At 57.7% G+C, this 26,044-nt stretch carries 21 protein-coding genes, 3 pseudogenes and 1 other annotated feature; of the genes and pseudogenes, 15 read left to right on the forward strand and 9 right to left on the reverse strand.

The window, feature by feature from the left end:
* Position 1: 1 nt before the first annotated feature.
* Together FGD77_RS05990 and FGD77_RS05995 are read left to right on the forward strand one after the other, a co-directional pair.
* Complete coding sequence (locus FGD77_RS05990) at positions 2-526, forward strand: HdeD family acid-resistance protein (RefSeq protein WP_255007424.1); 525 nt, start codon at positions 2-4, stop codon at positions 524-526.
* Positions 527-581: 55 nt separating this feature from the next.
* A complete protein-coding gene (locus FGD77_RS05995; protein WP_255007426.1) occupies positions 582-866 on the forward strand; it encodes a potassium channel family protein in 285 nt (94 codons plus the stop codon).
* Positions 867-993: 127 nt separating this feature from the next.
* Here the strand turns inward: FGD77_RS05995 and FGD77_RS06000 are convergent, their stop codons facing one another.
* Complete coding sequence (locus FGD77_RS06000; protein WP_255007428.1) at positions 994-1,545, reverse strand: hypothetical protein; 552 nt, start codon at positions 1,543-1,545, stop codon at positions 994-996.
* Positions 1,546-1,751: 206 nt separating this feature from the next.
* Entirely contained in the window at positions 1,752-3,365 is a 1,614-nt protein-coding gene (locus tag FGD77_RS06005; RefSeq protein ID WP_255007430.1) for a DUF1254 domain-containing protein, read from the reverse strand.
* A gap of 282 nt (positions 3,366-3,647) precedes the next feature.
* Here FGD77_RS06005 and FGD77_RS06010 point away from each other — a divergent pair, with 282 nt between their 5' ends.
* The 3 genes from FGD77_RS06010 to FGD77_RS06020 are packed head-to-tail and all read left to right on the forward strand — an operon-like array spanning position 3,648 to position 8,233.
* Positions 3,648-5,201 carry a trimethylamine methyltransferase family protein gene (locus FGD77_RS06010; protein ID WP_255007432.1) on the forward strand — a complete coding sequence of 518 codons (1,554 nt, stop codon included), beginning with the start codon at positions 3,648-3,650 and terminating at the stop codon, positions 5,199-5,201.
* A gap of 7 nt (positions 5,202-5,208) precedes the next feature.
* Positions 5,209-7,242 (forward strand): FAD-dependent oxidoreductase, encoded by a 2,034-nt coding sequence (locus FGD77_RS06015; RefSeq protein WP_255007434.1) that lies wholly within the window; start codon positions 5,209-5,211, stop codon positions 7,240-7,242.
* Positions 7,214-8,233, forward strand: coding sequence for a GlxA family transcriptional regulator (locus FGD77_RS06020; RefSeq protein WP_369682758.1), 1,020 nt, complete (start codon positions 7,214-7,216; stop codon positions 8,231-8,233). Before FGD77_RS06015 ends, FGD77_RS06020 begins: the two co-directional genes overlap by 29 nt.
* A gap of 371 nt (positions 8,234-8,604) precedes the next feature.
* On the opposite strand, the gene FGD77_RS06025 is transcribed toward FGD77_RS06020, so the two are convergent.
* The 3 genes and pseudogenes from FGD77_RS06025 to FGD77_RS06035 all read right to left on the reverse strand — a co-directional run.
* The gene (locus FGD77_RS06025) at positions 8,605-10,485 is read right to left on the reverse strand and encodes a PhoX family phosphatase (protein ID WP_255007440.1); all 1,881 of its coding nucleotides are present in this window, start codon (positions 10,483-10,485) and stop codon (positions 8,605-8,607) included.
* 303 nt (positions 10,486-10,788) lie between these two features.
* The gene (locus FGD77_RS06030) at positions 10,789-11,679 is read right to left on the reverse strand and encodes an alkaline phosphatase (RefSeq protein ID WP_255007441.1); all 891 of its coding nucleotides are present in this window, start codon (positions 11,677-11,679) and stop codon (positions 10,789-10,791) included.
* A gap of 228 nt (positions 11,680-11,907) precedes the next feature.
* Positions 11,908-12,257, reverse strand: a pseudogene (locus FGD77_RS06035) (IS3 family transposase); the annotation flags it as partial.
* Positions 11,914-12,030 (reverse strand) — a sequence feature (AL1L pseudoknot). (Overlaps the previous pseudogene by 117 nt.)
* Before the next feature lie 552 nt (positions 12,258-12,809).
* Here FGD77_RS06035 and FGD77_RS06040 point away from each other — a divergent pair.
* Positions 12,810-13,517: an outer membrane protein gene (locus tag FGD77_RS06040; protein WP_255007443.1), complete on the forward strand. Its 708-nt coding sequence runs from the start codon at positions 12,810-12,812 to the stop codon at positions 13,515-13,517.
* A gap of 238 nt (positions 13,518-13,755) precedes the next feature.
* On the opposite strand, the gene FGD77_RS06045 is transcribed toward FGD77_RS06040, so the two are convergent.
* The gene (locus FGD77_RS06045; protein ID WP_255007445.1) at positions 13,756-14,673 is read right to left on the reverse strand and encodes a LysR family transcriptional regulator; all 918 of its coding nucleotides are present in this window, start codon (positions 14,671-14,673) and stop codon (positions 13,756-13,758) included.
* Between the two features lie 100 nt (positions 14,674-14,773).
* Here FGD77_RS06045 and FGD77_RS06050 point away from each other — a divergent pair, with 100 nt between their 5' ends.
* From FGD77_RS06050 to FGD77_RS06080, 7 genes are read left to right on the forward strand one after another with little or no spacing between them, the layout of a single operon-like run.
* Positions 14,774-15,244 carry a TRAP transporter small permease gene (locus tag FGD77_RS06050; RefSeq protein WP_255007447.1) on the forward strand — a complete coding sequence of 157 codons (471 nt, stop codon included), beginning with the start codon at positions 14,774-14,776 and terminating at the stop codon, positions 15,242-15,244.
* Entirely contained in the window at positions 15,241-16,539 is a 1,299-nt protein-coding gene (locus tag FGD77_RS06055; RefSeq protein ID WP_255007449.1) for a TRAP transporter large permease, read from the forward strand. The genes FGD77_RS06050 and FGD77_RS06055 overlap by 4 nt, the downstream gene beginning before the upstream one ends.
* Before the next feature lie 45 nt (positions 16,540-16,584).
* Entirely contained in the window at positions 16,585-17,580 is a 996-nt protein-coding gene (gene dctP / locus FGD77_RS06060; protein WP_255007451.1) for a TRAP transporter substrate-binding protein DctP, read from the forward strand.
* 57 nt (positions 17,581-17,637) lie between these two features.
* On the forward strand, positions 17,638-18,738 hold the full coding sequence (locus FGD77_RS06065) for an FAD-binding oxidoreductase (protein ID WP_255007454.1): 1,101 nt from the start codon (positions 17,638-17,640) through the stop codon (positions 18,736-18,738).
* On the forward strand, positions 18,713-19,018 hold the full coding sequence (locus FGD77_RS06070; RefSeq protein ID WP_255007456.1) for a (2Fe-2S)-binding protein: 306 nt from the start codon (positions 18,713-18,715) through the stop codon (positions 19,016-19,018). Before FGD77_RS06065 ends, FGD77_RS06070 begins: the two co-directional genes overlap by 26 nt.
* Complete coding sequence (locus FGD77_RS06075; protein ID WP_255007458.1) at positions 19,011-20,408, forward strand: NAD(P)/FAD-dependent oxidoreductase; 1,398 nt, start codon at positions 19,011-19,013, stop codon at positions 20,406-20,408. Before FGD77_RS06070 ends, FGD77_RS06075 begins: the two co-directional genes overlap by 8 nt.
* Positions 20,405-20,752 (forward strand): RidA family protein, encoded by a 348-nt coding sequence (locus FGD77_RS06080; protein WP_255007460.1) that lies wholly within the window; start codon positions 20,405-20,407, stop codon positions 20,750-20,752. Before FGD77_RS06075 ends, FGD77_RS06080 begins: the two co-directional genes overlap by 4 nt.
* Before the next feature lie 196 nt (positions 20,753-20,948).
* Here the strand turns inward: FGD77_RS06080 and FGD77_RS06085 are convergent.
* Positions 20,949-21,125: pseudogene (locus tag FGD77_RS06085) on the reverse strand ((S)-ureidoglycine aminohydrolase); the annotation flags it as partial.
* 91 nt (positions 21,126-21,216) lie between these two features.
* On the opposite strand from FGD77_RS06085, the gene FGD77_RS06090 reads away from it, so the two are divergent.
* The gene (locus tag FGD77_RS06090) at positions 21,217-22,236 is read left to right on the forward strand and encodes an IS1595 family transposase (protein ID WP_255007463.1); all 1,020 of its coding nucleotides are present in this window, start codon (positions 21,217-21,219) and stop codon (positions 22,234-22,236) included.
* Between the two features lie 45 nt (positions 22,237-22,281).
* Here FGD77_RS06090 and FGD77_RS06095 read toward each other — a convergent pair.
* Both FGD77_RS06095 and FGD77_RS06100 read right to left on the reverse strand, forming a co-directional pair.
* Positions 22,282-22,963, reverse strand: a pseudogene (locus tag FGD77_RS06095) (bifunctional allantoicase/(S)-ureidoglycine aminohydrolase); the annotation flags it as partial.
* 1,220 nt (positions 22,964-24,183) lie between these two features.
* Positions 24,184-25,098: a LysR family transcriptional regulator gene (locus FGD77_RS06100; RefSeq protein WP_255007465.1), complete on the reverse strand. Its 915-nt coding sequence runs from the start codon at positions 25,096-25,098 to the stop codon at positions 24,184-24,186.
* A gap of 200 nt (positions 25,099-25,298) precedes the next feature.
* Here FGD77_RS06100 and FGD77_RS06105 point away from each other — a divergent pair, with 200 nt between their 5' ends.
* On the forward strand, positions 25,299-26,021 hold the full coding sequence (locus FGD77_RS06105) for an isochorismatase family protein (RefSeq protein ID WP_255007467.1): 723 nt from the start codon (positions 25,299-25,301) through the stop codon (positions 26,019-26,021).
* The last annotated feature ends 23 nt before the right edge of the window (positions 26,022-26,044 follow it).

Consider the following 26,044-nt stretch of genomic DNA (forward strand, 5'->3'; position numbering starts at 1 on the left):
CATGAAAAACCGGACATTGTGGCTCTGCATCGGGGTCATATCATTGATTGGCGGTATTCTGGCCCTACTCAACCCACTTTCGGCGTCGATAGCAGCTGCCACTCTGGCCGGTTGGGCCCTGCTGATCATCGGGGCATTGCAAGGCTGGTCCGCCTGGTCTTCGCAGGGTTTCAAGGCAAGAACCGGAGCCGGTATCGCGGCGGCGGCAGCCCTGCTCATGGGGGTACTTTTGGTATTCGGCCCCTTTGGCGACGGCAGCTTCCTGCGCTACGCGCTGACCGCGCTCCTGTTCATCTCAGGCGCGGCCAAACTCTGGGCCGCGCGACATGTGCGCGGTGATGGCCTTTTTCCTGTCGTGATCGGTGCGGGTGCCATCTCGGTCCTGCTCGGTCTTGTGATTTTGACCACCATTCCCGGATTTATCGCAGGAAATTTGGGGATTGTGCTGGGTCTGGAGTTGCTGGCTAACGGGGCCGCACTTGTCGTCCTGTCGCTAAGGCACCGCAGGGTCGCACCCACCGCATGACGGGGAAATAAGGCGCATGGGGAAAAATGTCAGACACCTTTGGCGGGGGCTGGCCGTGGCCTTTGCCGATGAATGGGTGCGGACGCTGATGACGATGACGGTCACGCTGATCGGCATCGCTTCGGTGTTCTACTGGTACTTCGAGGGGTGGACACTGCTGGATTCGGTCTATTTCTCGGTCATCACTATCGCCACGGTCGGATATGGCGATTTTTACCCTCAGACGGTGCCGGGAAAGCTCTTTACGATCGGATATATATTCTGCGGTCTTGGCCTGTTCGTCGCCACCGCAACATCCATTGCGGATCGTCTTGTGCGCGCTCAGCGGTCTGATGAATAGGCAGCCCGGCCATTTGTTCAGGACGCGGACTAGCCGCAGGGCTGAATGGCTGCCGTGTACAAACTCCACGCTTCACCGCCGGGACACCCTACCAGGCTGGCCAGCCTGAAGCGTTTCGCGAAACGATTTAGTAGAGGACCGCACGCCGATACGCGCGCCGGCGGGCACCGGCAAAGGAGACCGGAGTCAGCGGCATGCCGATGACGTCAATGAAGACGGACACGTCTTCACCAAGCACTGGCATTTCTCCATCGATGATCTTTACGGTGTAGTGAAGGTTTCCCTCCTCGAACACCGGATCCTTGAGGACGACGACAACCTGCCGCAGCACGCCGTTTTCAAGGATGGAGACGTCGGCGTTTGGCGGATCAGAAAGGAAACTGTCCTTGCCCTCGCTCCAGAACGGCACGAATTTTTCCGTGCTCATATTACCGGCGATGCGCTCGGGGCGGTCCGTGAAAAACAGCGTGACCGGGCTGACGTCACGCAGGGTCAGACGGTTCTGGTCGGCGTCAAAGGCCATGGCGTCGGCGGATTGCACGAACAGGAAATCAGCATTGGCGGCGTCAGCGCTCTGAGCCACGGCCGCGCCCGGTATCAGCATCGCACCCGCCAGGCCGACAGTGCCGGTCAGAACCTGTCGGCGGCTTGTTTCAGGCCGGCTGTCGATGGAGGTCATGATGGTCTTCCTTGTAAAAGGGGGAGAACTCGACACCCCGCCAATCGAAGTGTCGGCGCAGGCTGGCACCAGGTTCCTCGCGATTATCGTCCGTTGCGGCCTTGTCGGCTTCGGTCAGGAGCGGCTCGTCGGACACGAGTATGCCTATTGCCAGAGTTCCGCGGCGAGGGACCGGCAGCTATCCGGACCCTCGGGGTGTCCGTGGCTCAGTTCACGACCTCGATCTCGGTCGGCTGCCAGGATTTGTCAAAGAAACTGGGCAGCGGGCTGTAGAGGCGCAGCAGGGTAAACCAGCCCTTTTCCGAATCTGTCTGGATCCAGTTGCCGCGCTCGACGCCCTCGGGCTGTTCAGGCGAGAAGTAGATTGTCGTCGATCCATCCTCGGCCGCGACCGCCGCCGGAGATGGGTAGGTCTGACTGCCGGCACGCGGGTATTTCTGCGGCGTTTGCAGCATCGACCGGGTCTGGTTGTCATAGAGGGTAAAGGACCAGAAAGCACGCGCCGGGATATCCTTGGGCAGCGTGACCTTGTAGGTCTTGGCGCCGTCGAAAGGCGCGCCAGCGCCGTCGAGAAAGCCCATCAGGTACTGCGAGCCCACTTCAGGGATTCGCATGATCATGCCGGGGCTGTCCAGCGTGTAGGCGTAGTAGAAGGCCGTGCGCGAATCCAGCGTACGGGCGCCCGTCGGCGGGAAGGGTTTGAACATGCCGTCTTCAAACGCGGGCGGCGGGGTTTCAAAAAACGCGCCGCCCTCGAACAGCATGTTCCCCCAGTTTGCACCCTCGTAATAGGCCCAGCCGGGATGCTGTTCGGCCCAGCGCCAGTTCAGCGATCGTCCGGCGGCCTGGCCAACCGCGGCAGCGTCGGTCAGGATCTTCTTCATCCGCTCGTCGGGTGCGAACTCCTTGCCATTGACGATGCCGATGGCAGCGAGTTGGCCGGCAAGCTCGATGTCATAGCTGGTGGCCGGTTCATTCTGGACATTTTCGTTGATCATCTCGAAGAAGCCGTAGTCGCTGGGGGGGATGGTGTTGAACGACACCCCGGAGACCTCGTGGAATTTCATGTCCGGGGCCTTCGCGACGGCGCCGAGGCGGACCTTGCCCTCGAGCGCTTCGGCGATGCTGCTGCCATAGCCGCCGGGGGCGTAGGGATAAATCTTGGTGTTGTCCTTGATATTTTTCACGGCGGGCTCGGGATCGTTGTCCACCAAAAAGGAACGCGCGGCGTAGAGGACCTTGTTGGTCTTGGAGTGGGCGACGAAATAGCCGCCTTCGGGCAGCGGCCCGTCATAGCCGGGACCGACAAGCAGGTACTTGCCGCCCATGCCACGATCGGGGCCGGGCTTGCCGATATCAATCACCCATGAGAACCACATGTCGTTGATGGTCCCGAGTCCGTCTTTAGGCTGTTCAAGCACCATCGGCCCGTCGGTAAGATCGATGACCGAGAAGTAATAGATCGTGTCGGCATTGGCGGTCAGGAACAACGAGTCTGAGTTCATCAAGGTCGAGAAAATACTGACCTCATTGTCAGCCGCGCCGGTGCTTTCGAACCCCTTGGCGATGGCGAGGGCCGAGGCCCCGCGAAAGCTGTTGTTGTAGACCGCGAGCGCGTTGGAGAAATCCATCGCGTCAAAGACAGTCTGTGCCGTCTCGGCGCTGGGCACCCCGCCCTTGAACTCAAGTGTCCCGAGGCGGGTCTCAATGCTGTCTGGTGCGGACAGCGACTGCACGGTCTCTTTGCTGACGTCAGCAAAGCTGGCGAAAGGAACGGTTGCAGCGATCATCGCTGCAAGGGGGAGCTTTAGGGTTTTCAAATGACGTCTCCATTTCAAAAAAAGAAATTGCGACAAAAAGCCTTTGGAATTAGCCATTTTCACGCCGGAATGTTCCCGGCGGCGCAACTATAGAAGCCTATCGGTAGGGTATTCGCAAAAATACTTCGCTGTAAAGAAAAGTCGCCATCCGGCGCTCAGAATTGCGCCACATACCCCTATGGCGCCCGCCGTAACGTCGCAAAAATTGCCGTCCGGGTCGCTGAAGTATAGGCGCCGACGCCTCGCAAAGTGGTCTGCCTTGGGCAAATGGAGGGATCATTTATGCAAGGCCACACACCACGAGCCATCCGGTCCGGCGGACGTTCAGCGCGACGCGCGACGCGTGAGGCGTCTGATTTCAGCATGTTGCCGGGGTTGGTGAACCAACTGCCCAATTGTGAAGTCATGGACGAGGCGCAGGTCCGCCGCATTGACGAAGCCTCAATGTCGATCCTTGAAAACGTCGGTATCGTGTTCCGCGACCCGATCGCACTGGAGGATTGGCGCAAAGCGGGCGCCGATGTCGAGGGCGAGCTGGTGCGCCCTGATCGCGGATTGATCCGCGAGTTGATCAAGACGATCCCGAGCAATTTCACCTATCACGCCCGCAATCCCGAACGGAGCGTTCGGTTGGGTGGCAAACACGCGATGTTCATCCCGATGACCGGCGCACCCTATCTGCGCGATCTCGACGATGTGCGCCGCAACCCGACGATGGACGATCTGGCGATGTTCCACAAGCTGGCGCATATGATGCCCGCGCTGCATTCCTCGGCGCACCACATTGTCGAACCCTATGATCATGCGATCAGTCAGCGGCACCTGCGGATCACCTATTCGTCGATGAAACACTCCGACAAAACCTTCATGGGGATGACCACCAGCCCAAAGAATGCCGAGGACGTGCTGGATATGTGCGCGATCCTGTTTGGCGCCGATTTCATCGACAGCCATCCGGTGGTGACGGGCAACTGCAACGCCAATTCACCGTTGGTCTGGGACGAGACGATGCTGGGCGCCATGCGTGCGTTCAACCGTCGCAACCAGCCTGTCTTGTGCTCACCATTCGTCTTGGGTGGTGCAAATACGCCTGCATCCGTGGCCCCCACCGTGGCGCAATTGAACGCCGAAGCCCTGAGCGCGCTGGCCTATACCCAGCTTATCCGCAAGGGCTGCCCCGCGATCTATGGGCACTATCTGGCGACGGTTTCGATGAAGTCCGGCGCACCGATGGCGGGCACGCCCGAGATCAGCCTGATGAACTATATGATCGGGCAGATGGCCCGGTTCTATGGCGTCCCATGGCGCAGTTCGACGACCTTGGGCGGCTCAAAGGTGCTGGACGCACAAGCGGGCTATGAAAGCGCGTCGACCTTGTCGGCAGTTGTCCATTCCGGGGCCAACTACATGTGGCATGCCGCAGGTTGGAACGAGGCCGGGATGCACTGCTCCACCGCCAAGTTCATTGTGGATGCCGAGCAATGTGCCATGGCCTATCGTATGGCCGAAGGTGTGCGCTGGGATGACTTTGACGAAGGCATCGCTGCCATTTCCGATGTTGGCCCCGGCGGCCATTACCTTGGCCACCCGCATACGCTGGAGAATTTCCAGCGTGCATTCTTTATGCCGGACATGCTGGACAACAATTCAATCGAGCAATGGCAGGCCGAAGGCAGTGTCGAAATCACCCAACGCGCGCTGACCCGTGCCCGCAAGCTGCTCAGCGAATACCAAGAGCCAAAGCTGGATGAAGCGACCGATGAGGCCTTGCTTGCGTATATTGCGAGACGCGAACGTGAGATACCGGAGGCGGACGCGTTGAACCAGGATTACTGAGAACCTCATGAAAAACGATCCTCTTCTTGAACCCTTCCAGTTGCGTCATCTTACCCTGCGCAACCGCATCATGAGCACGGCGCATGCCCCGTCCTATGAGGAAGGCGGGCATCCGCGGGATCGGTATCGGTTGTATCATGAGGAAAAGGCAAAGGGTGGCGTCGGCCTGACGATCATCGGCGGCTCCACCAATATCGCACCCGACAGCCCGTCGGTGTTTGGCCAGCTTTACGCAGGCGACGACAGCATCATCCCGTGGTTCCAAAAGCTGACGGATGGGGTACGCTCGCATGGCGCGGCTGTGATGTGCCAGATCACCCATATGGGGCGCAGGACCGCATGGGATGATGGCCATTGGTTACCGGTCGCGGGGCCTTCGGTCACACGCGAACGGGCGCATCGCTCCTTTCCCAAGGTAATGGAAACCGAGGACATCAATCGCATCATTGCCCAGTTCGCTGATGCGGCGAAACGCTGCCAGCAAGGCGGTTTTGACGGGATTGAACTGCTGTCCCACTCGCATCTTCTGGGACAGTTTCTGTCGCCGCTGATCAACAAACGTGACGACGATTACGGCGGCACGCTGGACAATCGGTTGCGGTTGACAATGCAGGTTCTGGAGGCTGTGCGCGAGGCCGTGGGGCCGGACCTCATTCTGGGTATGCGCGTCACGGGGGACGAACTGGCCAAAGGTGGACTGGATGCAGATGACTGCGTGCAGATCGCCGAAAAGATCGCCGCGACCGGCGCTGTCGATTTCCTAAATATCCTCGCGGGCGCGCCATATGACGACCTTGGGCTGGCGGGATGGGTGCCGCCGATGGGCATGCCTTCGGCGCCGCACCTGACGGTGGCTGGCCGTATTCGCCGCGCTGTCGATCTGCCGATTTTCCATGCCGGCGGCGTGGCTGACATCGCCACGGCGCGGCATGCCGTCGCGGACGGCCATGTCGATCTGATCGGTATGACCCGCGCGCACATGGCCGATCCCTATCTGGTGGCAAAGCTGGCGCGCGGCGACGAGGATCGCATCCGCCCCTGCGTCGGCCTTGGCTATTGCGTCGACCGCGTGAACCAAGGCAAGGCGGCTGTGTGCGGGCACAACGCGGCGACAGGGCGCGAAGCTGTAATGCCGCATCTGATCACAAATGCGGAGGCCACGAAAAAGGTCGTCGTCGTGGGCGGTGGACCCGCAGGGCTGGAGGCGGCGCGCATCTGTGCAGTGCGCGGTCACGACGTTGTATTGTTCGAAGCCAGCGCCCGTTTGGGCGGGCAGTTGAAGCTTGCAAGCACCGGCATGACCCGCCGCCAGATCTGGGGTGTCGCGGATTGGCTAATCGCCGAAGTTGCGCAGCTTGGCGTCGATATCCGCATGAATGCCTACGTCGAAGCAGAAGAGGTAGAGGCCGAGCGCCCTGACGTGGCCCTCATCGCGACAGGCGGCTGGCCTGACGCGCCCGCAATTGACGGCGCCGCGTTGACCGCCTCTTCTTGGGACGTCCTGTCGGGTGAGGCGCGTCTGCACGGTGACGTTCTGTTGTTCGATGACGTGGGTGATCACCCTGCATTGGTCTGCGCCGACGTCATGGCGCGCATGGGCTGTGCGGTGCAGCATGTGTCACCCGACCGGGCAACTGCGCATGATCTGGGGCCGACCAACTCGGCCGTGGTGTTGCGCGACCTTGCCAAACAAGGTGTGAGCTTCACCTGCTTTCAGGACCTGATCGGTGTGGCGCAGGCGGGCAACCGAAAAGAGGTGACATTGCGCCATGTGCTGACCGGTGAAACGTCCGTGTACGTGGTCGATCATGTGGTGGTCGAACACGGGGTGACACCAATGAACGCCCTCTATCACGAGCTCAAGGCCGGATCGCGCAACCTTGGCCAGATAGATCAAACCGCGATGGTCAAAGGGCTGCCTCCGCTCAAGCCAACGCAGGAGACAGGGCAATACCTTCTCGCGCGGATCGGCGATGCGGTGGCCGGGCGTAATATCCACGCCGCCCTTTATGATGCCCTGCGGATTTGCAAGGATATCTAAGCCCCTTTGCTCCGCGAGGCCTCACGTGACCGAAACCGGCCCTGAATCCCCCCAGCACTTCCAGTTCCTCCTGGTCGAGAATTTCTCGCATCTTGCGTTCTCCTGCGCGGTCGAGCCTTTGCGGATCGCCAATCATGTCGCCAAAGCAGAACTGTATCGTTGGTCTTTCGCGTCACAGGATGGCGAATTCGCCCGCGCCTCGAATGGATCAGAAACCCGCGTTTCACTCAGCTTCAAGGATGCGGGCAGGGCTGATTATGTGTTCGCGTTGTCTGGTCTGGGTGTGCAAAGCGCGACAACGACCAGTCTCCTGGCAGCCCTCAGGCGTGGCCGCGCGCATGGTGCGCGCATAGGTGCGCTGTGTTCGGGTGCGTATATTCTGGCAGAAGCAGGATTGCTGGACCAGCAAAAGGCCGCCATCCATTGGGATTACCATGACAGTTTCATGGAAGAATTCCCCGAGGTGGGACTCAGCCGGAACGTTTTTGTTTCTGACGCCCCCGTCATTACCGCCTCTGGCGGGACGGCGACCGCCGATTTGATGCTGTTCCTGATTGCGCAAAGCCACGGTGATGACCTCGCGATAGAGGTGGCCGATCAGATGGTTTACAATGCCGTGCGCGATGCGGACGCGGCGCAACGCGTTTCGCTCCAATCGCGTCATGGTATCAGAAACGAACACCTGACACGCGCCATTCAATTGATGAACGACAGCATCGATGATCCGCGTCCACCGTCGGTGATTGCGCGCGAACTTGGAATATCAGGGCGGCAGATGGAGCGCCTGTTCGGGCGCTACCTGAATTGCTCTCCCAAAAAATACTATGTCGATTTACGCCTGCAAAAGGCGCAAAGGCTTTTGGTTCAGACCGATATGTCGGTCACAGAGGTTGCCTTTGCCACGGGCTTCAATTCACCAACGCATTTCTCCAAGACGTACCGCGTTCAATTTGGCGTCTCGCCAAAAGATCAAAGAACCAAGATCGAATAGAGCAAGGGCGTACCGCGCCCGTCCAAGCAGTGTTGAAATCACACCACTGCGGGACTGACTGAACCCTGAGCAAGGTGCGATGATGCCCTTCAGTCCCGCGCGGACATCATTCTTTTGCGCGGACATAGGACTCTGGACCTCACGCGGCCAAAAGCGCCTGAAATGCATCGAAGGCCGTCACGTCGAACTCTTTCTCCTCGCACAAACGGCCCGCGACAGGGCTGGCGGGATGAAAGCCGTAGCAAAGCACCCAACCTCTGGGAATGGGCGTGTTTGCCGAGTGTGTTCGCCCTGCATTCAGCGGTTTTGGCAGGGCAGGTCACACCATTTTTGTAACGCTGCCCGTCTCAGGTTTCCAAAGCCAATATGGATCAGCCAATTGCTGCGCCATCGTCGCGCCAGACGGCAATGACCGACGAACGCGGCTTGCCGACATTGTCGGGCCACGAACCGCCCGGATGCTGGATGCCTACAATGGCTGTCTTGCGGTCGGGTGACCATGTCAAGCCAGTCACCTCGGCGCCATTGGGCGCGGTAAGAAAGCGTGCGATCTCTCCGGTTTCGGGGTCACCAACCAGCATCTGATTGTTCCCCTGACCTTCGAACTCGCCCTCGTTGCTGTCGTCGCCATCTGTCTGGATCCACAGCATGCCGTCAGAGGAAAATGCCATGCCGTCGGGCGAATTGAACATGTTACCTTCGTTCACGTTGTCAGAGCCGGCATACTTGTTATCGTAAATGGCGGGATTGCCTGCCATGACATACAGATCCCACGTGAAATCAACCGCACCATGATCTTCGCCGGTGGGACGCCAGCGAACAATCTGACCAAAATTATTGGTCTCGCGAGGGTTGGGACCGTCGACCGGCGTTTCGTCACCGCCTGCGTTCGGCTTGACGCCACGATTCTTGTTGTTGGTCAGTGCGCAATACGCCTCGACGCGCAGCGGATTGACTGCGATCCATTCGGGGCGGTCCATCGTCGTCGCCCCGACCTTGGAGCCAGCCATGCGGGCGAACACCAGCATCTCGGCCATGTCCATACCGGTCGTTTCGGGCGTCAGCGGGAGCCACTCGCCGGACATATCGTCGTTAAACTTTGCTACGTACAGCGTGCCGTCGTTTAGCAGGCCGTCGGTTGGCTGACCTTCCGTCCACGTCCTGTTGGAAACGTATTTATAGATAAACTCACCGCGCTCATCATCGCCCATGTATACGACAATCCGGCCATCGCTGGCTTGCACCATCTCGGCATTCTCGTGCTTGAAACGCCCCAAAGCAGTGTGTTTGACAGGGGTGGATTGTGGGTCCAACGGATCGATTTCGGTTACCCATCCATGGCGGTTTGGCTCGTTCGGCTCCTTGGAAAGATCGAACCGCTCATCGAATTTTTCGTAGGCATAGCGACCTTCACCCCCGATACCGTAGCGGGTTTCGCCCTCGGTCGGCTGACGCTCACCCGTGACGCCAAAGTAACCATTGAAGTTTTCTTCGCAGGTTAGATAGGTGCCCCACAGCGTCTTGCCAGAACCGCAATTGTTCATCGTGCCTCTGGGGGATTTACCTTCGGGATCCGCGTTGGTGCGAACAAGGTCCGAACCATCGGCTGGCCCATCCATGGTCATTAGCGTTTCATGCGTAATGCGCCGGTTATAAGGGCTATCCACAACAACCTGGTATCCGTCGCCCTGATCCGAGATTTCTAGAACAGTCACGCCCTGTATATTCTTTAGCATCTGCACCTGATCGGCAGATTGCGGCACACCGCCGGTGTCGGCTGGCAGGTTGATCTCGGGGTTCGCGTATTCTGAGTTGATCGTCAGGATGATCTTGTCGCCATCGACAAACGTTTCCATCCCGTCTGTGTTTTCGCCAAAGACCCTGTCCGACAAGCCAGCCGGGACGCCGCTTTCGGGCGAATAGGCCCCCTCGGCGTCCGAAAAGAGCGCGTCGCCCCAGCGCACCAGAACTTTCCACTGATAGCCTTGCGGTACATGCAATTCGAAATCGGTGGCAATGCCAATGGGCTGGAACGCAAATGCAGATGCCTGCGCCCGCGCAGACGTGGCTGAACTGAACAGGCCCGCCCCCATTACGGCGGCTCCCGATCCAAATACCAGGGCCCCGCCCAAGAACCCACGACGCGAGAGCGAGCGTTCGACAATAGCGTCAAAGCCGTTGTTATCCGGGCGCGGGTCGCGCAGTTCGTCGTATTCGTCCCAAGAGAGATTTGCGATATCTTGATGTTTCATGGCAGTGGCTTCCTGACGTGACTCTGTATTGAATCGGCCTTTGTCACCAGGTGACTTCAGGCCGTGTAAAACTTGAACTTTTCCGTTTCGGCACGAGGGGCGCGACGTATTCATGCTATTTTCGGTTCCAGTTCCACCGACCACAGTTCCACATCTGCGCTGTCCATCAGGCGGACTGTCATCACGCCCGTGTCGGCCGCAATATTGACCTTACCAAAGAACTGGAGGCCATCGCTGGGTGGCAGATTCGACTGCCCCGCCTCGGGATGCTTGGCAAAACGAACTTCTGGCCCGAAGGTGTTGTCATAGTCTGACGGACCGAAGGTAGCTGAGGTTCTGCCGGGTCGGCATCATATCGTGAAATGCCCGCGCTGCGCGCGATGACAGAAGTTGCATGGATTTGACAGTATAGCGATCGTCGCCAGACAGCACCTCGTCGGGATACCAGTTGTTCGTGACCTCGTGATCGTCCCATTGGGCGATGATCGGGACGGTCGCATTGAGGGCCCGCACGTTGTGGTCCATGTAGTTGTAAAGATGTTGGCCCCGGAATTCGTCCAGCGTTTCAGCCACCTTCGATTTCGCCGATGTGACGATGTTCTTCCAGATGGTACCGTCTGCCAGCTCAACCTCCTCTTGCAGCGGGCCGTCGGCATAGACGGTATCGCCAGAATGGAGGAAGAAGTCTGGGGCGTGGCCCAGCATCGTGGCATAGGTCGTCATCCCACCGCGATCCTCGTCGATGCCCCAGCCCTGCCCTGCGGTATCGCCCGACCACACGAAACAAACGTCGCGATTCGCCATAGGGGCCGTGCGAAACTGGCCTATGGTCGGCTCTGACGGGGTACCGTCACCCAAATCGGTCATCGTCACACGATAGAAAATATCCTGATCGCTGGGCAGTCCGGTCAGCGCCAGCTTGCCGGAATAATCCGTGGGCGTGCCGACAGCCAAGGGCGGCACAGCCCGCGCGTCCGACATGTTTTCGGTCGTGGCCCATTCAACCAACATTTTCGCCTCGCGGTCGGCGCGCCCCCAAATGATCGCCCCGTCATGGGCGACATCGCCCGACATAACCCCGTGCGTAATCAGCGGGCGCGACTGGGCCCGAGACAAAGACGGCATGGTCAAAGAGGCACCCAGTGCGGCACCGCTCAGCAGAGCCTGACGGCGCGAAAACGTAATTTGTGGCATGTAGGAAACTCCGAGGAACAACTGCAATCCCCCGCGCTTTAGCCATCATCAGGTAACAGGCCGTTTACCCTTCTGCGACAATTTTGCGAATTCTCCCCATCGCTCCGACTGTGGCGGCGCTGAGCCCTGGAAAACGTCATGTTGAGAAAATCGTTCTCTCAGAAAATCGAGCGACCCCAGTGAACAGAAATGGTGCGACCCCCGGGCCAGTGCCAATGGAGTGGTTACAGTGGATGGGGCAATCGGCAACACACGGCAGATTGACTCGATCCCGTGGATGGCGCGGCGATCATCGATGAAGCGGATCATCGTTTCAATGGGCGGTCGAGCTCCGCCTGGGCAAAATATGCGGACGCCTTGCGCAGAATCTTGCTGGCCTATTTCAGTTCGCGCACTTCACGTTCCAAAGCCTTCATCCTCTCGACCATCTCGGTCGGGACACCACCGCGCCGACCGGCATCAATCTCGACCTTCTTGACCCATTCGTTCAGCGTTTGCGCCGCACAGCCGATCTTCGACAAAATCGACAGGATCGCAGACCAGCGGCTCTCATACTGACGTTCTTTGTTCAGAATCATACGCAAGGCACGCTCGCGTACTTCTGGGGAATATTTGTTTTGTTTTTCTCACGATGCTCCATCCTACTCAGGTATTGGAGCCTCCGGCACACCCGGGGCGTGTGTGGATACGGTGTTGTTGCTGTCCCGACTGATGGGAATGTATGCGAGCAAGGCTGGCCAAAAAGGCCGATATCGATCATTTCCGCCAGTCAGACACACGCAACAGTTGATGAACTGTACAAAAAGTCAGGTAGCCGATCCAATTCGAACAGAGTTAAGATCGGCACAGTGCATATGTTCATGCATGTTTAGTTAACCAGTAACCGTATCCAGCTTTTCTATACCCGGTCGGGTTCTTTCAGACGCAGTGATCTCCGTACGCTTCGTATCGGGCATGTGTATAGAAAGAGTTAAAGAGCGAGAGATGTAATGAGTAACCAGTGTCCCAAGTTTTCTGGGATGGTTAGAAAACCATCCTACACGTTCAAGATCAGGCATATGATCTCCGTAAGTGTCCTTGCGACGTGTTTCGGCGCGTCATCACATGCGGGAAACCTGGCGCCGCCCTACATGGAACCGCCCCTCATTGCGCCGGCAGCCGCCGCGTTCAGCTGGACCGGCCCCTACGCGGGCATCAGCGCAGGCGTCACACGCACCAAGGAAGACCGCCCGGTCTGGGGCACCCGCGAGGAAACCGTTGACCACGACGCGATCACCCGGCCGCTGACCAAGATTGACCTCTACGACGATTTCAAGACCAACGGCTGCGCCGGACGCGAGACCACGATCTACGAATTCAACGAAGTCTCGTACACAGCGACTTGCCCCGGCTTGCTGAATTTCACACCCGACACAGGTTGGGCTGGCAAGACTGTCAAAGGCGCTGAGCCTATCGTGGTCAAAGAAGGCTACACCGAGGTCACGGGGTCAGAAGTCTATCAAGTCGGAACCAAGGTCAAGACAGAAGATCACGCCACATATGGCGCATTTGCGGGCTATCGCCATCAGTTCAACTCGGGCCTCGTCCTCGGGGGCGAAGTCTCCGCTCACCACTACGACGACGATTTCGGCGTCACAGCCAAAGCCCAAGCAGGTTTCGCATTTGGCCGCGCTCTTGCTTACGGTGCAGGCGGCTACGACTTCCGTGAGGAATCCGCCCTTGCTGGAGTTGGCATGGATTACGCCCTCACCGACCGCTGGTTCATCGGCACGTCCTATGACTACCTCATGCGCGACGATGAGCACCGTATCGGCGCCCGCATTGGCTTAAAGCTCTGACATGCCCCTTCCCATTGGTAGCGTTCTCAGAGCCCATCCGAGATCGTATCCTTTTTTGGTAAAGCCTTCGCAGCATCGATCGAATTGACGCCCATCGTAGAATCGCCAACGCGTTTCGGTTCACGCGCTCCCACCTTAATTCGACGCCCTTCGCATACAGCACCATCCGCAACAAAGGCATGTAGTTCCCCCAACAGATGGCCGCAGATGTGGGGCCAACGAAAAACATGCCTGGCGATCATCTTTCTAGGACAAGGTTTTCGTCGATCCGAATAAGATTTTCGCGCAGGTGATCTCTGAACGCAATTGTCAGAACCGAAGCTGGCCGATGCGCTGGGATCAGTAGTGAAACACTGCTGGTGATGGTGGGCGTAAATGCACGAAACACGACCCCCGGTGCTGGACTGGTGGCTGCCGTGATACGGTCAACTACCGCCCCGCACAAGCCGGCCCCGACAAGTTGAAGAGAGGGCAGAAATGTTCTGAGGACAAACCGCTTGTTCAAGGTCGCACTGCATTGGGCAAAAGCGCTTTGAGTCGCAATTGTAACAGGATGATCATCGAAAAGCATGGCCATGGGATAATCGGTTAACTCGACCGGTGTCAGCATTTCATTGTCCGCAAGTGGATCCTGTTCAGGAAGGGCGATGACACATTCAGGATCAAAGGACTCGATCTTGATTGAACCGCGAAGGGGAGGCGTTTCGGCCAGCCCGATGTCGAATTGCTGCGAGGCGATCAGGTCTTCCACGACATGCGACGCGCGCATCATGAGATCTGCTTTGACTTCTGGCCTGCCCCTGAGAAACTCTGCCAGAACCTTTGGCAGGAAAAAGCCGGACGACGCAGGATGACATGCGATGCGCAGGCTGCCACGCTCGAGTGTTTCAAACTCTGCCATTGTCCGGAGTGTACGGCCCATTCTGTCCAGAACCTCTTCGGCCTCTTCCAGGAAGTAATGCGCCTCGGGCGACGGGGTAAGCCTGCCGTGTTCGCGGACAAACAGGCTGAACCCGAGTTCCTTCTCAATGTTGGAAATCATCGTGCTGACGGCAGGTTGTGTGCGCAGGAGGGTACGACTGGCCTCGGAAATTGACCCGCTGCGCATCACTTCTCGGAAGGTTTGAAGTTGCCGAATGGTTAAGTTGGGCAGCATGGCATAAACCCCCTTTATGGAACTAGTAATATTTTAGATTTGAATTTATATCCAGCGATAGATGATGCTGACCCGACGTAATTCTAAGTGGGGAGGCACTATGGACCGTTTCGCAGCCATCTTGCTGACTGGGCTGATCTGCTTTGTCGCATTGGGCCAGTTTTTTCAGGTTATCACACGCTATGTGCTTCAGATCCCTGTGATGGGGCTTGAGGAAACAATGCTCTATCCCACCATCTGGCTTTACATATTCGGCGCGATCAATGCATCGCGAGAGAATACGCATATCCGCGCCAACGTTCTCGAGATTTTCATCTCGTCCGAGCGCGCTCACATTATTCTGGCCATCATTGGCGAGGTTATCAGTCTGATTGTGGGTCTGTGGATTTTGAGCTGGGCATGGGATTACACCCAATATGCGTGGCGCGTCTGGCGTGAAAGTCCCACACTCTACATCCCGACTTTCTACTCTGACGTCGCACTGCTTGTGGGTGTCACGTTGATGATGGCTTACACCGCTTGGCACCTCATCAAGCATATCCTCACTTTGAAAAATGGAACAGTCGCATGATCGAGATCGCGCTCCTTGCCATCGCAATTCTGGTCATCACACTGACCCTTGGCGTGCCATTGCCGTATTGTTTCGGGGCCGCGCTGATGATCATGTACTTCATCGGTGATGTCACAATGAAGGGTATGATGTTGTGGGGGGTGCAGCAGCTTGGCAACCCGATCCTGCTTGCCATCCCGCTTTTTGTTCTGGCCGGCACGATCATGGCCGAAAGCGGAATCGCGGCATCGCTTCTGCGATTTGTGAATGCGTTCGTTGGCCACATCCGGGGCGGTCTGGGCGTGGTCGCCGCCGTCAGCTGTGCTGTAATTGGCGCAATATCCGGATCGGGTCTGACCGGCATTGCCGCCATTGGTCCCATCCTGATCCCCGAAATGGAAAAACGCGGCTATCCGCGCGAATATGCAACGGCCTTGATTGCGAATTCCTCGATCCTGGGCCTGCTGATCCCGCCATCCGTGACAATGATTGTCTATGGCTGGGTAACAGATACCTCAATTTTGGCCTGCTTCCTTGCTACGTTGGGGCCGGGCCTGCTGATCATGTTCAGCTTCTCGGTCGTGAACCTGTGGATGAGCCGTAAGTTCAACCTGGTCCTTGATGACAAGCCGACGTTCAGCGAGTTGACGACCGAAGTGACAAAACGCGGCATCCATGCGTTTCCCGCGCTTCTGATGCCAATCATTATCCTCGGCGGCATCTATGGTGGCATCATGACACCGACCGAAGCTGCTGCCGTTGCGGTCATCTACTCGGTGCCGGTGGGGTTTCTGATCTACAAAGGTCTACGTCTTTCGAACTTTCTTGATGCAGGCAAAGAGGCTGCCACAGCCGTAGGCGCGATCATGTTCATGATCCTCTTTTCGATGATCCTGAGCCAGATGTTCGTCTACGAAAGCGTCCCGCAGCAGATTGTATCTAGCATTTTCGCAATCACGGAAAACAAGATCGTGCTTCTGATCTTCATCAACATTCTGTTGTTTCTGGTCGGCATGGTCGTCAACGACATTACCGCGATTATCCTGATTGCTCCACTGTTGCTGCCTTTGATGACCGCCATCGGGATCACCCCCGTCCAGTTCGCCGCGATTATGGGCGTCAACACTGCGATGGGCGGCGTCACCCCCCCTTATGCTTCGATCCTTTACCTGGGGGCCCGGATCGGGAAGGTCAAAGTCACCAAAGTGATCCCGCCAGCAATGTTCTTGATCGTGACAGGGTATCTGCCTGTTGTGTTCCTGACCTCATTCTGGCCCGACCTGTCACTCTTTTTGCCCCGCCTTTTCGGCTACTAAGGTCGGCATTCCCTAAACAACCAGACGAAAACAAGGAGGAAAACTATGAAGACCCGATTCCTAGCAACCGCATTGACAACCCTTATGGCGGTCTCGCCAGCCATTGCTGAAACGCTCAAGATGAGCCACGTACGCCCGCAAGACGCGACCATTGACGTCGAGCTTCGCACCTTCGCCGCCGCCGTATCGGAAGCGACAGGCGGCGAGGTCGAAATAAAATTGTTCCCGGCCTCTGCTCTTGGCGATTACACAGCCGTGCAAGAGCGGATCAGCGTGGGTGCGCTGGATATGGCGACACAACCTGCCGCCGCAGCCGTAGACCGTCGGATGCAGATTTCGTCGTTCCCGTTTCTGGCAGAGACATGGGCACGAGCCCGCACGATTTTTGGACCGGGCGGGGCCGTGCGTGACGCAATGACCGGGCTTTATGCCGAGCAGGACATAACCATGCTTGCAGCCTATCCGGTCTATTTCGGCGGCATTTCCCTCAATGTCGAAAATGCCAATCCAGCCAGCACTGAACCGAACGGCATCAAGATCCGCGTGCCCGGCGTTAAATCGTTTCAGTTGGAGGGCGAAACTTTGGGTTATATCCCGTCGCCCATTCCGTTTTCCGAAGCGTTTACGGCGGTACAGACCGGCGTCGTTGATGGTGTGATCGGATCCGGGGCCGAAGGCTACTATGCGTCGTTCCGCGACGTGACCAAAACCTACATCCCCGCCAATACGCATTTTGAAGTCTGGTATATGATCATCTCCAACGAAAGCCTCGCGGCGCTTTCCGACGAAGATCAGGCAGCGTTGAAAGAACAGGCGACGGCGTTTGAGGAAACCCGCTGGACGGTGGCTGAAGCCGATCAGACCCGGAATGAACAGCGTCTGGCTGACGATCTAGGCACCACCGTGGCCGAGCTGTCAGATGAAGACCTTGCTGCGATGTCCGCGAAAGTCCGGGCTGAAGTCTGGCCGACTGTGCTGGAGGACGTTGGTGTCGAATGGGGTCAGGCGATCCTTGACCAGGTGGCCGCCGCTACCAAGTAAAAATATCAATCGGGGTGGCGTGCTGCGCCACCCTGCCGAACCTTTGAGAGAATGATAATGACTTCGGATTATGCCATAATCGGCGGCGGAATTGTTGGCCTCTCTACCGCTTGGGGGCTGCTCAAACGCGGGCTGCGGGTCACCGTTCTGGACGGAGAGGATGGGTCGTTTCGCGCCAGCCGGGGCAACTTCGGTCTTGTCTGGGTGCAATCCAAAGGCATGAATCAGCCTCGCTACGCCGAGTGGTCTCAGGAATCCTCTGCCGCCTGGGCCGGTTTTGCTGCCGAACTGGGCGATGCAACAGGACATGACTTGGGACTGGAGCAAAAGGGTGGTTACGACTTCCACTTTTCCGAAGAAAGCTTGGAAGCTACCGTTGCAAAATATGAGATCCTGAAAGAAAAACTTGGCGGAAATTACCCTTACGAAGTGCTTGGCCACAACGCCCTGCGCGGCGAAGAACCAGCCATCGGCCCCAAGGTCGTGGGCGCAATCCTGCATCATCAGGATGGTCACGCAAATCCGCTAAAGCTGTTGCGGGCGTTGGCCGATGATGTGCGCCGTCTGGGGGGTGTTGTCCTGAACGGCAAGCAGGTTATCGCCGTCGAGAAGGCCGATCTCTTCTGCATCAAATGCGCTGACGGGACCGAGGTTCGCGCGCGCAAAACGATCCTGTCCGCCGGACTTGGTGCAATGTCACTTGGGCCGATGCTGGGTTTCAAAGCCCCGATCAGGCCCCAACGCGGGCAGGTTATGATCACCGAAAAGCTACCCAAGCTCATCAACCGTCCATCCCTGATTGCGCGGCAGGTCGACGAAGGCGGTATCCAGATCGGGGCGACAAACGAAGAGGTCGGCCTTGATGATCACGTCACACAGCCCGGTCTTTCAGGGCTTGCGGCGGAAGCGATCGCAACTTTTCCGGCACTTGCTAAGGCACAGCTTGTGCGCAGTTGGGGTGCGCTGCGCATCCTGTCGCCAGATGGATTGCCGATCTATCAGGAAAGCCCCGAAATGCCGGGGGCCTATCTTGTGACCTGTCACAGCGGGATCACCCTTGCCGCCGCACATGCCCGGTTTCTGCCAGACTGGCTTGAGGAAGCGGATACCGCGCCAAACTTGGAGGTGTTCAGTGAAACCCGTTTCTCCGTTTCGTGAAATCACCCCGAAAGGGAACCACGTTGCCGTTCGTTTTGAAGCGGCGGACCTGATGCTGCCGCGCGGCGAGAACCTTGCTGGTGCCCTGCTTGTGGCCGGGGTCATGCCGTTTCGGCACACGCCGGTATCCGGCGCACCGCGTGGCCCGTTTTGCATGATGGGGGCCTGCTTTGACTGTCTGGTCGAAATTGACGGTGTGACCCGTCAGGCATGCATGCTGCAAGTCACCGATGGCATGGAAATCACCATGCCTGCTGCCAGAGGGACCGACGATGCTTGACGCTGATCTGATCATCATCGGGGCGGGGCCCGCAGGCATGTCCGCCGCCCGTCGTGCCGCCGAAGCGGAGCTTTCGGTCCTCCTCCTTGACGAGCAGCCCGCCCCCGGTGGGCAGATTTACCGCGATGTCGACCGTGCCAGTGCTGCGCGGGGCGACATTCTTGGCAAGGACTTTACAGTTGGCAAAACCCTCACCAAGGCTTTGGGGCACGAACGCATCACGCACGTCAAGGGCGCCGTGGTCTGGCAGATTGAGGACGGAAACCGCGTGGCCTTCACACAAGACGGCAAAGCAGCACTTGCCACAGGTCAACGCATCCTCTTGGCGACGGGCGCGCTGGAACGGCCTATGCCAGTTCCCGGCTGGACCCTGCCGGGAGTTATGACGGCCGGATCTGCACAAATCCTGCTCAAACAATCCGGCATCACCTGTGCGCGTGCTGCGCTGGTCGGATCCGGCCCGCTTTTGTATCTTGTGGCAGCACAGATGGTACGCGCCGGCGTTCCGCCACTTGCACTTATTGAGACCCAAACAAAAAGTGATCTGACAAGATCACTGCGGCATTTCGGCGGAGCGTTGCGCGGATGGCCCTATCTTCTCAAGGGGCTAAGAATGCTGGTGGCGCTGCGCCGTGCCAGTATTCCGCGCTATGTTGGTGCCACGCATATCGCCATCGAAGGCGATCAATACGCGCAAGGCGTCGCCTTCCGGATTGGAAATACGAAACACCGGATTGCGTGTGACACCGTGCTGCTGCATCACGGTGTGATCCCCAACACGCAAGCTGCGCGATCAATCGACGTCCCGCATCGTTGGGATGACGTTCAAAGCTGCTTTGCACCGGAATGCGACGAATGGGGGCGCACAGCCGTGGCGACGGTGTTCATCGCAGGCGACGGTGCCGGGATCGGCGGGGCAAAGGCTGCGGCCTATGCCGGAGAAATCTCTGCCTTGGAAATTGCGCGTGATCTAAACAAGATGACGGAAATGGCCCGTGATTCAACTGCTCGGAATTTGAGAAGGAACCTTGCATCCGAGCGCGCAGCGCGGCCTTTCATTGACAGCGCCTACCCCCCCTATGCAGGCGCTCTCAAACCGGCGGATGACACAATCATCTGTCGCTGCGAAGAGGTCAGTGCTGGCGACATCAGGCGTATGGCGGGCCTGGGCTGTCTTGGTCCAAACCAGACAAAGTCGTTTGGACGGTCGGGAATGGGCCCGTGCCAAGGCCGATATTGCGGTCTCTCGGTGACACAAATCTTGTCCGATGCGAACAATATCTCGCCAAGCGAGACAGGGTATTACAGAATACGTCCGCCACTAAAGCCCATCACCTTGGGCGAAATTGCCACCATGGTGAAAAGCGAAACAATTGAGGTAAGAAAATGATCGAACGGATTGAGACCGGACAACGCATGAGCAAAATCGTCAAGCACAACGGCGTGGCCTATCTGTGCGGGCAAGTCGGCGATGGCGAAACGGTCGCAGACCAGACCAGGGACTGTCTGTCGCGGATCGAAGCCCTATTGACCAAGGCCGGTTCATCACCCGACCGCATGCTGCAAGCGATAATCTGGCTGTCTGACATGGACGATTTCACCGAAATGAATGCCGTGTGGGATGCGTGGGTGCCAAATGGCCAAGCCCCCGCACGCGCTTGCGGTGAAGCGCGGCTGGCGCGCGAGACCCTTAAAGTAGAAATTATTGTGACGGCCGCATGTAACAAAACATAACGGTCAGCAATCTTATCAAAAGCTGATACGATCCGGCCCGCGCAATTTGCACGGGCTGGATCAATTACGATGGTTGTGGAACCATACAAGCGCCGTCAATTGCCAACGATTATCTGCTGACGCACAAGACAGTCACTTCCAGCCCTCCGCTGTAGTCGGGCGATGCGCCGGTGCTCCACCGAAGCTTACCGGGGGGCTACCCGCGCGCTGCAAGTCCAGCCAAGGATTTGGTGGTTAGCGTCATGTGCCGATTGACATCCTTGTAGAGCAAGTACCGAAATCGGCTCGGCCCTCCCGCATAGCAAGCTTGCGGACAGAAGGCTCGCAGCCACATGAAGCCCCCCGCTTCAACCTCGACCCAGTTCCCATTTAAATAGGCTGTGTCTTGATATCGTGTTGGTCGGCGTTCGTTTTGCCAGAAATGGCCAATATTCCACTCTGGTCGCAATAAACCGGAGGCCTCCGTGTCATTGAAGCAAGCCACGAATATCAGCCAGCACGCGTTCCGTCAGTTCCTCGATCGGATCATCCAGCTTACCCCGCGACAGATTGAGGATCTGCTTTCGCGGGCGCACGATGTCCGCCAGAGGCGGGCTGCATTGGCAGAAATAGAAACACGAACAGAACAAGAACGCAAGTGCCCACATTGCAACGAAGAGAGGCGCCAGAAATGGGGACAAACGCGAACCGGTGTGCAGCGTTATCGCTGCGACTGCTGTCTGCGAACTTACTCTGGTCTCACCGGAACCGAGATTTGCGGACTGCACCGGCACGATCTTTTCTTGGAGGTTATCCGGAATATGCTGTCGGACACGCCTCTCTCGTGTCGCAAACTCGCCGCGCGTCTCGGACTTACAAAAGATACGATATGGCGGTGGCGGATGATTATTCTGGAATCACTTGCAGAGGCTTGCGACAAGGATTTTAGCGGCGTTGTGGAGGTCGATGAGACCTATCAGCGAGAAAGCCGGAAAGGCTCTCGTGAGTGGGCAAATCACGCGGCTAACTCCAACCAGTATCCCGCTCCACCTCGGACGCAGTGGTATGTTTATCGCAGCGGACGGATCAAGATGGCGCGCGGCCTCTCGCAGTGGCAGATCCCCTTTCTGACTGTGATGGATCGGGGCGGCAGGCGTCTCTTCGCACCGATCGCAAACCGCCGAAACCGGACAATCGAAATCGCCCTGGCACCGATCATTCCAGATGATGCGGTGCTATGTAGCGATGGCTTGAGACCATATCGCTCTTTCTGCAAAAAGCACAGCCTCACACACTACGAGGTCTCGAACAAACTTGGGAAACGGGTTGTCGCCGGCGCGTTCCACATCCAGAACGTCAATGCGTTGCACGCGCGATACGATGCTTTCATTCGACCGTTCTGCGGACCAGCGACGAAATATCTCTACCGCTATCTGCGCTGGTTCCTCCTTCGCGCCAAAATCAAGCCCGAAGCCGCCTTTCAGAGCATCCTCGCAGCAACCTGATCAGGAGATCTGAACATTCCCAACACGATATAGCGACACATCCTTTAAATAATAGACGGCCTTGCCCTCGAGCACATAAATACCGTGCTCCATGACATGCGTTGCTGCAAAAGGGATCACACCGCCGGGTTGCAAGGTCACGATGTTCACATGCATATCGTGGCGCAGGTCGCTCGGATCGACAAACCGCGTCGCGGTCCAGACTCCATTCGTGTTGGGCACCGCAATGGAAACAATGTCGTTTTCGTCCAGTATCAACGGATCGGGAACATCCAGCCCCTCGATCGCCTGATAAGCTTTGCGCAGCCAGTGAAACGTGGCCGTTTGCAGCCCCCTGTTGTGCAGTGCCCAAGAAACGCCGGGAGGAACATACGCATATCCGCCGCAAGTTAACTCGTGGGTTTCGCCCTTGATCTTAAGCGTCACCCGCCCCTTCGACGACGAATAGCACCGCCTCGACACCAGCTTCCGTCTCGGGGCGGTCACTGCCGCCACCCGGCTGCAACTCAGCAATGTATTGCGAAAATGTTTCTACAAACCCCGATAGCGGGCGCGCCAAAACCCAGAAACGCGCGTCTCTCCAGAAGGGAAGGAAGCTGACGACAATACCCCTTAACGTACCTTTGGGAATCACTGCATAGGCTTCGGAAAAGACAGCGCGATCCGTTAAAAGCTGGGTTTGCGCTGACAAACCACCTTTAGGTACATAGTAGTTGTTTTGCGTCATACTTAAACCTTCGACCATTGCCGTATTGCTCATCACATCCTTTTGGCATCCATCCGCTCGGCGGAACAGGATCAGGCAATAGCTTTCCGATGGGAATATAAGCCAGCCAAACTGCCCGGCCAAGCCGGCCCTTCCAAAGCCCGTGAACGCTTCAACCAGTTTGAAACCTTAACCAAAGCTGCCAACCTTGATGCCGCCCGTGAAATATTCGTACTACTTACAGCACGCTCTAGGGTGGCTAGTTACGTTTATTGACACCGATTGAAAGGGGCTGATGCATTAATCATTTACGTCTGAGCGTCTTGTTGTTGCTCCGATACCAACTGGCATCTGGAAGCAGACTTAGGACAATGGGGGGCTCTCAGCAGACGCCGGCGGTCTGTTTGCGATGTGGCCGTTCTTGATGGTCCCGATTGTCTCGATCGCCATCAGCGGCGCCTTTGCCGCCCGCAAAGGCCAGGATGACCGCATTGTTCCGAGGATACGTTTGAGAGCGGCGTGATCACTTTCGATACGGTTGTTCCGTCACGTCCAGTCAATATGGGTGATGTATGGGTGATTTTGTCAAAATGCGGATTGTAGCGGCGGTTTAGGTCGCCAATCACCTTTCGATATACGTCAGCGATCGTGATCGACGATCCAGAACCAAACAGCCTGCCGCAATAGCGCGGGATCCATATACATCCATACATGCACAAATCGGTTGATGGACAGAGTTCCCCTTTCCCCAGACGGGCTTAGCCGACGGCGCAGGCGCGCGGATTTCACGGCGTTCAAGACGACAATCGTGCCTGTCGGCGCGGATCAGGCACCGCTGATCGAGCAAACGAACGAGATCCTGCGCCGGATCAATGCGGTTACCGGCGCGGTGGCCTTGGCAACGCCGCGATCAAGCGCCGCCTTGAGATATCCGGCAGGCGCTGATCGCGCCGATCCCGGCGCGACGAGCGGACCTGGCCCATCACCCCGATTACGTGCTGTGCGTCATCCGAGAGGGAACAGAGAAGGCTCGCCCCCGGTACCGAGGCTACGAAGCGCGAGGTGGTGGAAGGTCTGGGATCTCTTCATGCTTTGGACACAGCCAGCGGGGAAAGGACGACGGACTCCACCTCATGGATATAACGGGCCTCTACCATGGCTCGTTTGACCACGGCCACCGCAAATCACTGCGTCCGCATTGGAAGAAGTAGCCGAGGCAATCTTCCTCCAATTGGACAGGATCAGTCGCGCCCCTCTTCTGCGCCCACCGGTGCTTTCGCTGCCTTGATGAAACTTTTGACCAAAGTCGAGCGATTGCCACGCCGGGCTGTCAGGATCGTTTGGCTGCGGAATGAGGGATGGTCGATCGGGCGCACTGCAACATTTTGCCCAAGATAGCCGATCAGGCTTTCGGGGTAAACGGTTACCCCAAGCCCAGCCGCGACAAGACCGATCAGCGCAAGGGTGTTCGACGCCTCCAGGGTGGGGTTAAGGGCCACACCTTCTGCATTGAGCATATCGCTCAGCCGCCACCTGAACTCGGCCCATTCGCGCACGTCCCCCAATATCAAAGGCTGCCCGGCAATATCGGACGGGCTTAGCGATGGTTTCTTCAACAAGGGGTGTTCCAATGGTGTGACAACATAAAGCAGTTCCGATGTCAGCAGCGTGCTATCGAATTCAGGGTGATCGAACGGGCCGATCATAAACCCAAGGTCGATTTCACCATTGGCAAGCGCCAGCTTTTGCCCCTGCGTACGCATATATGTCAACTTCACCTCGACATGAGGGCGCTGTACTCGGAACCGCGATACTGCGCCCGGCATAAGATCGGTCGCGGCAAAGGCCATATAGGCCACCCTGAGAACCCCGGTCTTACCTTCGGCAATGCGGCGAGCATTTTCGATTGATGCTTGGTACTGGTCCAGCAGATGAGCGTTTTCCCGGTAAAAGGACTGGCCTGCCGCAGTCAGCAACACCTCGCGCGTCGTGCGGTCCAAAAGACGAAACCCCAGGAAATGCTCAAGCTTCTGGATGCGGCGTGTCAGCGCCGATTGATCAAGGTTCAGACGTTCGGCCCCACGCCGAAAGTTGAGGTGTTCAGCCACAACCAGAAACGACTGCACCAGCTCGATACCTGTCGGCGGGGTGGCCATGACGGAACCTCCGATCTCTGTGATGCGGTTTGTGCATCAATATCCGTTCATATGTCAATTCCCTTTGATCAGGCGCGTTTGCAATAAAGACTATGGACGATGTTCAATGCTCCTGCAGACCCGAACATTGATGCCAATGACCGCGCACCAGAGCGCCTTCTAATAGATCCAGAGGGTGCCGCTTTTTAGGAGACGAAAACATGAGCGATGTAGACGCCAAGGAACTGGACCGTCTGTTGCAGCAGGCCTTTGACACCGCCAGCAAACTTTACAAGGATCGCGGGTTTCAGCGCCGCGTAGGCTTTGGCAAGCGCCCGGCCCTTGTGTCGGTTGACCTGGCCAATGCCTGGACCCGTCCCGGCAATCCCTTCACCTGCGATCAGGAGAAGATGGACAACGAAATCATCCCCGGCATGCAAAAGCTGCTGAAGGCGTTCCGCGCCGCCAAGCTGCCGGTCATCCATGTGACGACAGCCTATGAAATCACCGACCGCAACGCTGATTTCACCGACATGGGCCTGTGGCACAACAAGATCCCGGTTGATGTCGTCGATATCAACGACAAGGAGCTTTGGGCCATCGACAGCCGCATAGCGCCGATTGAAGGCGAGTATACACTGCTCAAAAAGCGCGCCTCGTCGTTCCACGGCACCGAGCTGGCCGGCATCCTGCGCGCGGCAAACGTGGACACGATCATGGTAACCGGCGTCACGGCCTGCGCCTGCGTCCGCCAGACCATCTGTGACGGTATCGCTGACGGCTTCCGCACCATCGCGGTCAAGGAATGCATCGGCGACCGCGTGCCCGGCGCCGTGGCCTGGAACCTGTTCGACATCGACGCCAAGTTCGGTGACGTCCACACGGTCGACGAATGCGTGGACGTGATCGACCGTATCGGCGCCAGCAAAGTCGCCGCCGAATAAGAAGCCTGACAAGGATGCCGCCG

Source organism: Roseovarius sp. M141, from assembly GCF_024355225.1.
GTDB lineage: Bacteria > Pseudomonadota > Alphaproteobacteria > Rhodobacterales > Rhodobacteraceae > Roseovarius.